Annotated in this window: 1 protein-coding gene; it reads right to left on the reverse strand. The window is 63.9% G+C overall.

The features are described 5' to 3' along the window. The coding region (locus FNL14_RS23450; RefSeq protein ID WP_181762755.1) for a hypothetical protein at positions 1-241 on the reverse strand (241 nt) is incomplete at both ends.

The following is a 241-nucleotide window of genomic DNA, read 5'->3' on the forward strand; positions in this document are numbered from 1 at the left end:
CGGTGACGGCGATCGGAAGCCTTATGGCGATCGGGAGAACCGTTCGTTTGGGGATCGTCCGCGGCGTGAGGGCGAGGGTGACCGCCGTGGTTTCAGTGGTGGTGAGCGAAAGCCTTTCGGGGACCGTGACCGCAAGCCCTTTGGTGACCGGGACCGGAAGCCTTATGGCGATCGGGACAACCGTTCGTTTGGGGATCGTCCGCGCCGCGATGGTGAAGGTGAACGCCGCGGTTTCAGTGGA

It is taken from the genome of Pseudarthrobacter sp. B4EP4b, from assembly GCF_006680095.1.
Classification (GTDB): domain Bacteria; phylum Actinomycetota; class Actinomycetes; order Actinomycetales; family Micrococcaceae; genus Arthrobacter.